8 protein-coding genes are annotated in these 13970 nt (G+C 46.7%); all 8 read right to left on the bottom strand.

From position 1 onward, the window contains the following. Positions 1-49 precede the first annotated feature (49 nt). The 8 genes from M1D72_RS19030 to M1D72_RS18995 all read right to left on the bottom strand — a co-directional run bounded on the left by M1D72_RS19030 (position 50) and on the right by M1D72_RS18995 (position 13807). On the bottom strand, positions 50-1978 hold the full coding sequence (locus M1D72_RS19030) for a beta-N-acetylhexosaminidase (RefSeq protein ID WP_456296201.1): 1929 nt from the start codon (positions 1976-1978) through the stop codon (positions 50-52). A gap of 31 nt (positions 1979-2009) precedes the next feature. Continuing rightward, positions 2010-3749, bottom strand: coding sequence for a glycoside hydrolase family 9 protein (locus tag M1D72_RS19025; RefSeq protein ID WP_456296200.1), 1740 nt, complete (start codon positions 3747-3749; stop codon positions 2010-2012). A gap of 84 nt (positions 3750-3833) precedes the next feature. After that, entirely contained in the window at positions 3834-4826 is a 993-nt protein-coding gene (locus M1D72_RS19020; protein ID WP_456296199.1) for an ABC transporter ATP-binding protein, read from the bottom strand. Positions 4827-4850: 24 nt separating this feature from the next. Continuing rightward, complete coding sequence (locus tag M1D72_RS19015; protein WP_456296198.1) at positions 4851-5834, bottom strand: ABC transporter ATP-binding protein; 984 nt, start codon at positions 5832-5834, stop codon at positions 4851-4853. Between the two features lie 2 nt (positions 5835-5836). Then, positions 5837-6862 carry an ABC transporter permease gene (locus M1D72_RS19010; protein WP_456296197.1) on the bottom strand — a complete coding sequence of 342 codons (1026 nt, stop codon included), beginning with the start codon at positions 6860-6862 and terminating at the stop codon, positions 5837-5839. 2 nt (positions 6863-6864) lie between these two features. After that, positions 6865-7851, bottom strand: a complete 987-nt coding sequence (locus M1D72_RS19005; RefSeq protein WP_456296196.1) for an ABC transporter permease — start codon at positions 7849-7851, stop codon at positions 6865-6867. A gap of 168 nt (positions 7852-8019) precedes the next feature. Beyond that, on the bottom strand, positions 8020-9702 hold the full coding sequence (locus M1D72_RS19000; RefSeq protein WP_456296195.1) for an ABC transporter substrate-binding protein: 1683 nt from the start codon (positions 9700-9702) through the stop codon (positions 8020-8022). 712 nt (positions 9703-10414) lie between these two features. Next, positions 10415-13807 (bottom strand): response regulator, encoded by a 3393-nt coding sequence (locus tag M1D72_RS18995; protein ID WP_456296194.1) that lies wholly within the window; start codon positions 13805-13807, stop codon positions 10415-10417. Positions 13808-13970: the final 163 nt, after the last annotated feature.

The following is a 13970-nucleotide window of genomic DNA, read 5'->3' as shown; positions in this document are numbered from 1 at the left end:
AGACCTGGGTAGTAACTGAAATTAAGGGCGTTGCTGGCCACCGGGGCAATCAAATACTCGTTTTCCAAGGGTTTCGATAGCCAACGCCTTGTTTATCCCAGCGCTTAAGATGTACGGGTAACCGGCTGAGGTAATCATGCCACTCACGCTGTGTCGGTTGACTCCAACCGACTTCAGCAACCGCACTTAGCCTTGGATACACCATGTATTCCAAGCGTTGAGGCGTGGTGACGATTTCACTCCATAGGGCGCATTGAATGCCAAGAATGCGTTTACGAATTGGGTCGCTGGTGGCGAGTTGTGCGAGAGGTTCATAGCGATAAGTGGTTTCCAACGGCAATACGTTCGCCCAACTGACACCAGGTTCCTGTGGGGAAAAGTCTTGGCACATATCAAGATAAGTGTACTGCCCAGGTTGTAAGATGACATCAAACCCCTGCTTGGCGCAGTTCAGCGCCGCTTGTTCACTAAGCCATGAGTAAATCACGGTATCTTTACTGACTTTGTTTCCATGCTGTGCTTCTTCCCAACCAACCATACGTTTTCCCAATTTTTTGAGTTTGCTTTCTACATAGCTTAAAAGATGCCCCTGCAACTGATTGGGCTGCTCATAGCCATGATCTTTCATCAGTTCCGCACACAGTGGGCAGTCACTCCATGCGCCTTCAGGAACTTCATCCGCGCCAATATGCAGCCATGGTGAAGGAAAGAGTGCGCAGACTTCTTCTAAGACCGTATCAAGGAAGGTGTAGGTGCCAGCTAAAGCTGGGGATAAAACATTGTCACGATAGTGCTGAACACTTTTATATTGAGAGTGGTCATTGGGATTAAACAGCAGTTCGGGCAAAGATTTGATGGCCGCACGGCAGTGTCCGGGGATATCAATTTCAGGAATGATGGTAATGCCTCGAATCGCAGCATACTCGATAACATCTTGAATTTGCGTTTGGGTATAAAATTCTCCGTAAACACTGTCTAAATGGCTAAATTGAGGTTCGAGTTGAGTGCCATGGCCGCGTTTTGCCCCGATCTCGGTGAGTTGGGGAAACGCTCGAATTTCGATGCGCCAGCCTTCGTCATCGGTTAGGTGCCAATGCAAGGTATTGAATTTGTAATAGGCTAACTGATTAATGAGCTTTTTGATGCTAGAGATGCTGTGGAAGTGACGAGCACAGTCCAACATCATGCCACGATAAGTAAACCGTGGTTTGTCGACGATCAGTACGCATGGCAAGTATCCACACTTGTTTTTTTCGTCAGGGGAGGTTAAGAGTTGCAGCAAGCTGGCGACACCATATACAAAACCTCGTTCGCTACTGGCCTCAAGCAACACGCAGTGAGATTGAACGTTGAGCCGATAGCCTTGTGCATTCAGTGTTGGATTAAATTTAAGTTCCACATGATTCGTGGGGGTTGGTTGCTGGCCAAATTCGATGGCATATAGCTCAGCCATCTCTTGTTCAAGCCACTGTTTTGCGTTCGCCGCGAGCGAGCTATGACACAAGAGACAGGTGTTACTAGAGAGTAAGAATTGCCCCGATAGCGCTTGTAATTGTTGCGGTTTGGGAATGATCGCGATCGCGCTAACTGGAGGATGGGGCAGCGATGATGAGTCGGCATTTTGCTGCGTAAGTGCGATAGGTGTGACGTCCACAGGGTAACGAAGGTGGTTGTCGACCACTAATATCGCCTGTTTAATTCCGTCGCTATGAAAACGAATCGGCATCGACTGTATGAGAAACTCACAATAGAAGTGGCCATTGGCCTCAAGTGGTGTCATGTTCGGTGTCAGTAAACAATCACTCCCCACTTGCTGGATGTCTCCTGTAGTTAAGCTTTTCGGTTCGATATAACGGTCAAAGAGAAATTCCAGTGACCAAGAACTAATACGTTGGTCACTGAGGTTGTGAACGGTCAGGCCCATTAGGCATCCGCGTTCAGATTCGCTCAATACGGTAAGATCAATGCGGTAATTCATTATTGCGTCTCATGAAATCTTTACGGCATGGTTAATGCTGTGATGAATGGGCAGAGTAATGTACGGTTTGTTGGCTGATCGCCAGTAAAAACCAGGCGGCATGAGGTATCCATTGTTCTCCCCAGCGCCAGTTTTGCAGCAAGTCATGACAGTGAGGTTCTGGATTGAAGGCGATGCCATCGGCATCATCAACGCCTGCAGTTATGCCGTTACAGATGCCTCCCTTGGCATTAAAAAAACCAAGTTGGGGTAAGTAATCGGGATTGTTGCGACCATGGCCATCAAGCATGCAGATGTCATATGGATTGAGGCCCAAAATCCAATCAATGGCGTGCTGTGCATAGTCGAGCAGTCTTTTGCCCAAGTTCGAGTCGTCAATGAGCTCAGCGGCTTGGTAGGCAAAGCTGGCTAAGGAAGCAAGCCGTGCGTTTTCGCCTTGCCACCAGTAGCCTGTTTCGTTGTTTTGGGCGATGAAAAAGGCGTCATGCTTAGGTTGTTCAAGCGGCTTGACGTATTGGCGTGGGTAGCCGAATGGGTTGTTTGTCGCGTGCGTAATCGTCAGCTCAAATTGACAGGCCTGAATGATCACGTGTTTTATTCTTTGTTTGCGATCATTATCGGATTCAATGGTGAGAAATTCACACAGGGCAAGCCCTGGAAGCCCGGCTTCTGCAGCATGATAATAAGGCCGACTCCCATCGTTATTTGCTGACCAAAAATGGCAGAAGTTATTGTCGCTGAGCTGACGCTGACAAACACGATCAGCCCAGATTCGGCTGTCTTTAAGGTACTCATCTCGCTGGGTACTTTTATATAACTCAACACATGCGAGCAGAGCGCAATACTCATCAATAATGTTTTCGCATCCATCATCGAGATAATGCTTATTGTACTCTCTCAAATGTTGGTACCCACTCTCGGCGGCATGAAGATATTGTTGTGGTGTGTAATTCCCGGCTAATTGCCAGCGTGCAATACGAGCCAATGCCGCAATCGTCATCCCCCCACCTTGGCGAAAACCACTTTGATGGTCTTGTGATTTATCACCGTTTTGGGTTTGGTAAGCACAAATTTCACGCTGATCAGTGTGTTTCGACCATTGATCAAAGACCGTCATGTAAAAATAGCCAGATGGCGCTTGCATTCGCATCAGAAAATCGGCGCCATACAGGGCTTCTTCCTCTAAACGTAAAGTGACAAAGGGCGCTAACATCTGTTGCGTGGTTAACGTTTGATGACTTTTTAAGAAGCTCCAAACCACCATAGGAATTTGTTGTGGATTAAAGTAATTCGCGTAAGAAAGGTGGCTTAAATACTTGCTGACATCGCCAGAGGCATCGTACCAACCGCCGTGAACGTCGACTTTTTGTGGCGAAGTTTGGTGATTGATTTGAAAGATAGGGACTTGGTGGTCAGCTTGTTCAAATTGGCCACCACAGCGCTGTGATTTGAAATAGTGCAGCAGGTCGGAGAAGGTTCGTTTCAACAAAAGATGAGGTTTAACCTCAAATACAGGCGATTGTGTTTGCTCAAAGATCAAATAAAACTGACCACTATGGTTTAACGTCGAAAAATCGATTTGATGGAAGTAACCTTGAGGCCAGTTAGCGACCTTTTCTCCTTGGTGTACGATGTAATGCGCAACGGTTAAATGGGTAGTGGCATCGACCAATCTCGCATTGTCACAGGTCAGACGTGGCTGCTGAGTCATCAGAATCGCTTGCTTTGGGCCATCAGTTTCGTAGCCGAGGTGGTTAATGAGCAGTTGCATTTCTCTCTCCAACACCATAATCATGTGGTTAAAGGTTCTATCGAGGCCAGAAAAGGCGGTTGGCCCCGATAGAAAAAGATCCTGTTATTGATACAGGTAACAACGAACAAAATGGTTGTCCGCCAGTTGGGTAACTTCTGGAAGCCTTTCTTTGCAGCGCTCTGTTGCGTGAGTGCAGCGTCCAGAAAATGGGCATCCAGTAGACTGAGGTGTCCACAGAGGAATTTCTCCGCGATGACCTTTTAGCTTGTCGTGAATCGATTTACTTGGATCGGGCACCGCCGAAACCAACAGTTGAGTGTAAGGGTGTTGAGGATCATGGATAATTTGTTCGGTGTCTCCCCATTCCACCATGTGGCCGACATACATCACCGCTAGGTCTTCGGCTATATAGCGCGCTGTGGCGATATCGTGCGTGATGTACAGCAGCGACATCTGCTTCTCAAACTTCATTTCTTCCATCAAATTCAACACGCCAGCGCGAATCGAAACATCAAGCATGGACGTTGGTTCATCGGCCAGAACCACTTCAGCGCCCACAGCGATATTGCGGGCAAGATTCACCCTTTGACGTTGACCACCGGAAAGTTGATGGGGGAACTTGTCTGCCGTTTCTTTGGGAGGGATCAGTCCGACTTGCTCGAGCAAGTCATAAACGCGTTCCTGCAGCTCTTTCTTATTACCGCGAGCGACTTTTTTATGGATCAACAGCGGCCGAGCAATATGGTGAAAGATATTGTGGGTAGGATTGAGAGAACCAAAAGGATCTTGCCATACCATTTGAATACCTTCACGGTAATACATGAGATCTTTTTTCGCGCGGATCGTGGCGATATCACGTCCTTTGTATTCAATCGCACCGTCGGTTGGTGCGTACATTTTTGCGATCATCTTGGCCGTGGTTGATTTACCTGATCCGGATTCTCCCACCACAGAAAGCCCGCGACTTTTATACATTTTAAATGACACGTCATTAATAGCGCGCATCATTGGCTGATTCAGAGCATTGCTGTTGATTGGAAAATCTTTCACTAAGTTTTTGCCTTCAACCAACAGTTCACCGTGTGTTTGACTCATATTCGACTCCAGAAAAATTCGTAGTTACAACTTGCTTTGAACGATGGGATCACCGTATAGGTGGCAATTGGAATAGCGGCCCGGTTCAATGCAGCGCAGTTCCGTTGCAACATGAGTGCAAGCGTCATGGACTCGATCACAGCGTGCTTGAAAGCGGCAACCCGTCGGGATTTCTAACAAGTTAAGTGGGTTGCCAGGAATGCCCTTGAGCTTGGTTTTGGGCCCAGTTAGTGGTGGAAAAGAGCTCCCGAGGCCATGAGTGTAGGGGTGATAAGGGCTTTGCAGTATTTGTTTTGAGGGCGCCACTTCGATCAGTTCACCCGAATACATAATGCCAATGCGATCTGAAAACTCGACCATCAGCGAGAGATCATGCGTGATAAAGAGGATCGAAAAGCCAAACTCCTCTTTGAGTGCGTATATCTTTTGTAGAATTTCACGCTGGACCACGACATCCAATGCCGTTGTCGGTTCATCCATAATGATCATTTTGGGATTCAGTGCCAAAGCAATCGCGATCACTAAGCGTTGGCGCATTCCACCTGAAAACTGATGAGGATAATCGTTCAATCGGCTAGGATGAATGTCGACGATCTCTAATAGACCTTCCGCTCGGTTTTTGGCTTGACGACGCGTCATGCTGGTATGACGCATGATCACGTCGCAAAACTGCTCTTCCATCGTAAGAACGGGATTTAATGCATTCATGGCACTTTGAAATACCATCGACATTTGGCTCCAGCGAAATGCCTGCATTTGGGATTCGCTGTACTTGAGGATGTCTTCACCATTGAAAACAACCTCTCCGCCGGTGATAAATGCTGGTGGCTTGTGAAGGCGCATGAGCGAGAAGGCAACCGTAGACTTACCACAGCCAGACTCTCCAGCGAGGCCAAAAACCTCACCAGGAGCTATGTCAAAGCTCACGTTATTGCAGGCACGGACATCGCCAGCATCAGTAATGTAGTCAACGCATAGATTGCGGATTGAAATTAGCGGTTGAGTCATGATTATTTGTCTCCATTCCACAAGGCATGTTGAGTTGATGGCTCTGGCTTCTGAGATTGTTTCTCTTGCTTGACCAGTTTCTTCCAGCGTTTCATGCCTTTTTGAGCCCGTAGTTGTGGGTTGGCAATTTCATCGACGGCGAAGTTAAGTAGCGCTAAACCGGTGACAAGTAGAGTCAGAGCAATACAAGGCGCTAGCAACTCCCACCAAGCACCAATAAGCATTGATGAAGACGTTTGAACGTTATAAAGCATAATGCCCCAACTGATGGTATTCGGGTCGCCTAGCCCCAAGAAGGAGATAATCGATTCCATGGTGATGGCATACATCACCGAGCCTATAAAACTTGCACCGACGATTGGCACGAGGTTGGGTAAGATTTCAACGAAAATGATGCGAAAAGCAGACTCTCCAAGAACCTCTGCTGCTTTGACAAATTCTTTCTCTCGCAGCGCCAAGGTTTGTGATCGCACGACACGAGCCCCCCAGGCCCACGATGTACAACCGATAATAATGGCGATGGTTAGTGGCCCAGCTTCACCAATAAATGCGGCAAGGACAAACAGCAGCGGATACTGTGGAATCACAAGCATGATATTCATTGCCGCGGTAAGCACATCATCGATACGTCCGCCAAAATAGCCAGCTGAAATGCCAATTACAGTCGCAAGGAAACAGACCGTTATTCCAGCGCCAAAGCCTACCGCGAGAGATACTCGAGCTCCGTGCGCCAGTTGGGACCATACGTCGCGTCCCATTCGTGTCGTACCAAGGGTATGGTCTTGCTTTTTGGACATCGCAAGCGTACGGCGGTCATTACCCAAGTGAGTCGCAATCCAACCGTCCGGGTTAGTATTGGCGGCTTTGGTCACCCAACTTGGGTATTCATGAGGGTTACCAGTACGCTTATCCGGCGCATGCTTAGTTAATAGAGGGGCCGCGAGTGCAACGAATAAGAACAGACCGACGATGAACGAACCCGCACGAGCGACCGGATTACGCAGGATCAGTTGAATCAGAGCTTGCATGATTATTTGCCTCCTTTACGTAGGCGAGGATCGAGTACGACATACAACATGTCTGCGATTAAGTTGAAGGACAGCATGAACAAGGTCATGATCAGCAGCTGCCCCTGGAGAACCTGATAGTCACGAGCATTGATAGCATTGAGCAGCACCGTTCCAAGTCCTGGGTAGTTGAAAATGATCTCAACAATCAGCTGACCACCGATTGCCATGCCAAGTGACATAGAGAGAGCCGTAACGCTTGGCAGTAGGGCGTTACGCGCCGCATAGTTGAATACCACTCGGTTTTCGCTTAATCCTTTGCCTTTTGCCATGGTGATGTAGTCTTCGGCGAGAAGGTTAATCATGTTGTTACGCATATTGACCAGAAATCCACCGATTTGAACGACTGATGCGCAAATCAAAGGCAATACCGCGTGGTAACCGACATCTTTTACAAACGCCCAGTTTGTCCAGTCAGGGGTGGTTCCTGGGGTATAGGCATAACCGGTTGGAAACCATTTGAGACCAATGGCAAAGATAAATAGTGCCAGCATGGCAATGACCACTTGTGGTACGGCTTGTAGTATCAACATGCCAGGTGTTACGAAAGTGTCGTATTTACTGCCGCGCTTCCAAGCGGCAAAAATGCCAAGCAGTGAACCGAGAGAAAAAGACAGAATGACCGCACTGCCTGCTAAAAACAGTGACCAGCCAAATGCGCTGCCAAGCAGTGAGTTGACAGACAAAGGATAAAATTGAATGGATGTGCCTAATTCCCAGCTCAATATATTTTTCATATAAGCAATGTATTGAGTGACCAGACCGCCATCGACAAAGCCCAGTAGTTCTTTCATGGCGGCAATTCGCTCAGGCGTCACTTGCACCGAGGCGTTTGCAAACATCATCGTTACCGGATCGCCGGGCATTGCTCGTGGAATAACAAAATTTAATGTTGCCGCAACCAGTAAAGCGACCAAATAAAATGACAGACGTCTTAAAAAATAACCCATAACTCACACCTTAAAACTCACCCAGATTTATTGGCTCTGGTTGGAGATGACTTTGAAACCTTAAATTCAAAGTAAATTCCCCCCTGACGTACGAGCGCCATCAATTAAGATATTGATAGTTAGGGGGATAGAGCGGCACACAGTCGCGTGCCGCTAACAGAGGGACTGTTACTGAACTGGTTTTAAATCCAATACATGCAAGAGACGCTCTGGAATACCAGCCCAAATGTTTGGACGGCCTTTCGGATTCTCTTCATTCCACCAACCCGTGAAGCGTTTGGTGTTGTACTGGAACATGTAGGCGCCAGACATCACAGGAATGGTTACTTGGTCTTTGGCAATGATTTGCTGAATCCCATGAGCGATATCTAACTGCTCATCTTTATCCGCAGTCTTATAGAAGCTGTTTAGCAACCCATCCAGCTTCTGATTCTTGTAAAAGTGCATCGCGAATCTCGGCATACCTTCACCAGATTGCAACGCTGAGTTATAGGCACTATTCCAGTAGGTATAAGGGTCGGCACCGTGGAAATAGTTGGTGTAAGCCACATCGTAGGTACCTTCGAGCATCGCTTGGTTATAAACCGAGAAGTCTGGCGTACGAGCTTTGGCTTTGATGCCCGCTTCAGCTAACTGTTCAACGGCTAATTGCACCGTGTTGTTAAAGTCCGTCCAACCATTGGGGGATTGAATCATCAGCTCAAAAGATTTACCAGAAGGTGTTTCAACAAACCCGTCACCATCCACATCTTGAAATCCAGCTTTGTTGAGTAGAGATTTCGAAGCGTCGAGGTTATAAGAGTTATATTGTTTGAACTTGTTGTGAACACTTTCATCAGACCAAGCTTCAAACGCATAGCCCAGGCCGGAAGCGAAGTCATTGACTGTACCGCCACCGTAAAAAGCGATATCGATGATTGTTTGACGATCCAGCGCCATTGAGAATGCACGACGAAAATCGACGTTGGTGAGGGCTTCATTTTTCGCAGGGTCTGGGTTTTTGAAGTTCACCACGAACGCTTGAGTACCTGATGGCGGGTACCAGTAGTGGTGGGTTGGACTCGCCGCAGCGTAAGTCCGGTCGATATCGGGAATAAACGAAGACGTCCAATCCATTTCACCGTTCACGACTTTACCTAGAAATTGATCGTTATTAGCGATTTGTGGCACTCGCAAACAATCAACGTCTAGATTGTCATTGTCCCAGTAGTTGGGGTTACGACATTGAATGTACAGCTGAGCCGTAAAGGTATCGATTTCGGTAAAAGGACCGGACCCTACCGGATTCTCGTTAGTAAATGTTGCTGGGTCTTTAACGTTTTTCCAGATGTGCTCAGGGACAACCGGCACTTTTGAAATTTCGTAAGGAACATTGGAGTTGGCTTCCGTTAAGCGGAAGCGAACTTGATAGTCGCTAATCTTTTCAACACCAGAAACCCAAGAGTTGATACCACTTTGATCCAATTCTGGTTTTTCTTTTACTAAGTTAAACGAATAAATTACATCATCGGCGGTAAACGCTTGGCCATCTGACCACTTGACGCCTTTGCGAATGTTAAAAGTGACGCTCATTAGATCGTCAGCCATTTTGTAGCTTTCAGCTAAACGAAATACAGGAGTATTACCATGCATTTCGTTAAAGACCACAAGAGGTTCGTACATAAAGTCCGTCGTCGTGTGCAGGTTAGTTGCGCCCAAATAAGGATTAAAGTTACGAACAAAAGTAGTAAACTCTTTAGGATGAACCGTTAACTCACTGCGTTCTGCTGCGTTTGCAAACGAAGCATATCCAGTGGTTGCAGTAGCAATCATTGCGGTTGCTACTGCGGTTTTTTTTATATTGGCAAGCATAGCTGTTCCTTACTATTTGCTTTCATTTCACTTGTGATGAATCACGTTTTCATCACTCTCTAAGAACTACCTCAGGGATCGTTTCTGCCGATGGCTGAAAGTAATATGAGTGGCCTGTAGCCCTTAGTTAGAGTTAAGAAAACACCTTATCGACAAATTAGGCAATTGCCTTTCTCGTTAAAAACGTCAAAACCACTTTGAAGTCCGTCAATATCTGCAAAAATAAGAAAAAACTCACGTTGGACATCCTAAAAAGACGCTTGAACTGGCTCGCAGTTTCTCCACCTTTGTTATATGTGTGTGAGTATTTACTTACTTTTCAGGTTTTTTATAATAAGGGGTTGTCTGATTTTATTTTGAGGTGCGATCTTCATCACTTGGTGGTTGACGATTATTTTATGCGTCCAAATTACCATGCTGAGATTGTTGTGATTAGACTCGCAATCCGCAGGTTTTATGACGTTTTATCGCTGCTAAGTAGTGCGCTTGTCAGCTTTATCCGCCCACTTCTCTTTTAGTGGAAATCGAATCTTGATGTTATTTCTCATCAATTATTAAGAGCAAATACCCAGACGCTTATCTCATCGCAGCAAGTCCGGTTGATAAGGTGCAATAAGGGTATCGCGCCTTAGGCATGATACTTCAAAGCGCAGGCTAAGGGAGTCAGGGCGGTATTAATGCTCATGATATCAACCGTGATTAGACACGTTGATCAGCTCGTCAGCAGGTGCTGCAGTTTGTCGCGTAGCTTTTCGATATGCACACGCTCAGGGCTTTGCTCTTGGCAATGCTCAAGAATGTAATCCAGGGAGTTCAATACGGTACGCCAACGCGGGGTTTTGGGGAGCGTTTCGATGCGTAAGTATTTATCTAAGGTACGGGTTTGTAGAGTGCTTCTATCTAGGTATACGCGCCATAAGCCACTTTGCTCAGCAAAAGTAAATTTACTCTGGCCGGTGACATTCTCCCAATAGTCGAGTGCGCTGGTCATCGCATCGACTAAGACTTCACGCATCAACTCGGGTTTAGACAAGCGGTCATCCCCCGCTTTGTCTACCATTTGGCTGAATTCGCCGCCAAGCTGTTTTAGTTCCTCGAGTTTCGCGGCATCGCCCTCAAACGCATAGCTGGAAAGCGCTTCGACTGCGGTTTCTAGATCGGTAATACGGTGGCTGTGATAGGTCCCTTCAGCGGCAAAGATATACAGTGATTTCAGCTCACCTCCTTTTGGAAGAGTCAGAATGTCACAGGTTAACGTTTGGCGGACTTCCTTAATATAGACGCTGATATCGCCACAGTAATGTTCTTGATTCACCTCGAGATATTTTAGCGCGATCAACTCGCTGGCGTTGGAGCGTTTGAGTTGCTCTTGGGTTCGATGAAACAGCTTAGCTGCAGCTTCATTGGCATAGCGAATACGATTGTCTTCGCGTAGACATAATATGGCTTCAGGCGCGCTATCAAGTTGTTCAAGTAAGCGTCCTTGTGTTTCTAGCAGGCTTGCTTCGATCATTGCTCTTTGCTTGAGTTCTGATTTTAGGAACTGATTTTCTAGCCGCCGCTGTTCGGCTTTACTGGCCGTTAAATGAGCTGCAATACGTGCCGCTAATTCTTGTTTGTTAAATGGCTTTGATAGGTAATCGTTGGCACCGGCGTCAAACCCTCGAATACGATCATTGGGCTGATTTAATGCGGTGAGCATGATGATCGGCAAACTGGCATGATCGTAGCGCTGACGCAGTGTTTCACATACTTCATAGCCACTCATTCCTGGCATCATGATATCAAGCAGAAGTAATTCCGGTTTTTGCTGGTCAATTAACTCCAGTGCTTCAGGACCGCTTTGCGCGCTGCGTACTCGATAACCTTCCATGCGCAGGAAGCTATCGAGTACCCGGACATTGACCGGTTCATCATCAACAATGAGTAGCAAAGGCCCATCAGGATTCTCTTGCAGGCCGCGGCGGTCAGTTAAGTCGAGGTCATTGCTTTCAGGCACACTAAAATGGGTGTTATTCCGTTGATCAACTTGCTCAATTTGTTCTCTTGAAGCAACGGGGAGTGTGAAGCTAAAGGTGGTCCCCACCATAGGTTGACTGCTGACATAGAGCGAACCATCCATCAGTTCGACTAATTGGCGGCTAATTGAAAGCCCGAGCCCTGCGCCTTGTCGATAACGGTTGGCATCATTGCCCGCTTGTATCAGTGGTTCAAAAATATGCTCAAGTTGATCGGCTGGAATGCCTTGCCCGGTGTCGACGACTTGAACGCGAATGTGGTCATCAACCACACTGGCAGAAATAACTATTTTTCCTTCACTGGTGTATTTAATGGCATTGCCAACCAAGTTGTACATCACTTGCTCAAGGCGCTGAGGATCGGCGCTGACCCACAGTGGCTGATCTTCAATCTGATTAATAATACGCAGCGGCTTGTTACCCAGCAGGTGAGAGGATAGCTCTAAGACAAGGCGTGTCGAGCTGGAGATATCGACAGCGGTAGTATGAATATCTAAATTTCCATAGCGCATCTTATGGTAGTCGAGCAGGTCATCGACCAAATTAGCAAGACGTTGGCCGCTGCTAATGATGATATCTAATTGATATTTGTGATCAGAGGTCAGGGGGCCATTCGCTCCGCTGGTTAACGCCTCTGCGATCCCGACCATACCATGCAGTGGAGTTCTTAACTCATGGGAGGTGGTTGCCAAGAATTCATCTTTGAGCTTATCGGCGAGTTGCAAATCGTCATTTTGCTTTTGAATCAGCTTGAGGTTTTCTGCCAGTTCCTGATTTTTTTGATTGATCAGTTGCATTTTATCGTGGATCGAGCGTTGCATCCGCTCAAAACTGACGGCTAAGCGACCAATTTCATCTTTGCGGTCGGTATGAATAATTTCGGTGTCTAGCTCACCCGCTGAGACCTTTTCGGCAGCCCAAGTGAGCTTCAGTAGCGGTGCGGTAATGAAGTTAGAAAGATAATGAGAGGCGATAAAGACTAAAATAATGGCGGTAACCATAGCGAAAATAAATACGGTTTCGAGCTGATTAACTCGAGCGAACGCTTCTTTTTGCGGAATTTCGACGACGATGGCCCAATGGATTCCTTTGAGTGAAATTGGCGCATACGCGGCGATAATCGGTTGATTGTTGGTGTTGGTATAGGTCCCGACATCGGCAGCGCCTGCCAGCGCTTTGTCGATCACATCAACACTTTTATCAATGTCTGATTGTTGATAAGCCAATGTCTTTGATTGGTGGTTTTCACCAACTAATAGCGTTCGAAGCCCTGAAGTATGACGGGATTTATCCGCTATGAGCTTAGTAATGCCGTTATTGGGTAGCCGAAACATCGCATAGCTGTGAAGATAGCCTTGCTGAATAATCGGCGCGGCAAGCCAAGCGACGCGCTCTCCATGTTCATCTTGTGCGAAATCAGAGAGTACAACAGGCGTAAAGTCTTCGTTGGTTTTTCGCTTTTCGTGTACCCATTGTTCGAGTTGACGAAATGTCTCACCAAGTTTGTCGTTTTTATAGCGACCACTGTGCAAGTTTGTCCCGTAGTAGCCATATTTATAGATGGAATAGGTGACATTTCCTTCACGGTCGACCAATAAAATGTCGTCAAAATCGGATCGTTTAAGCAGTTCTAAGTAACTTCGATGGTAACGTTTATGCAATAAGCGATATCGCTCCGTTCCGTTAAATAAGGACGATTCCGGTAAAATCGATGTTTTTATTTGGTCCCCAGAACCTCTGATATAACGCTGCTGAGCATTACTGCGAGCTTGCTCGATGGTTAGTCCTAGGTTTTGGAAAGCGTTGACTAACCCATAAAATCGCCCACCACTGGCGTAAGCCAGCTCCGAGCGGACAAATCCCATCACTTCGGACTCTTTCGCCAGCAAGTAGTCAATAACCTGCTGTTGCTTGCTATCGCGGACAGAGCGTAAGTGAGACGTACTTTGTTCTTGAAGATCTTTACTGTGAGATTGAAGGAAAAACAGCGCGGTAACCGTGAGTGGAGTAATGCTCAAGACCAAAAAAGCCAGCATTAAGGTGTTATGAAGACGCTTAAATTTCTGTTTTTTATAAAGGCTGAACATAATTATGCTGTTTATTCCAAGAGGGAAAGTCACGATGGTTGAGAGCCCTCAAGGCTCTAACAGCACAAATTAAAGAGTTTTTTCGCTTTGACAAGTAAGTTGGGTAGGAAGCGTGGTTAAACGCCCACTTTTTACCAGTAAGGAATGAAAGAGCCTGAAAATA

The organism is Vibrio sp. AK197, from assembly GCF_053903115.1.
The sequence above is the reverse complement of the archived record's forward strand: the minus strand, read 5'-3'. Positions and strand labels throughout refer to the sequence as shown.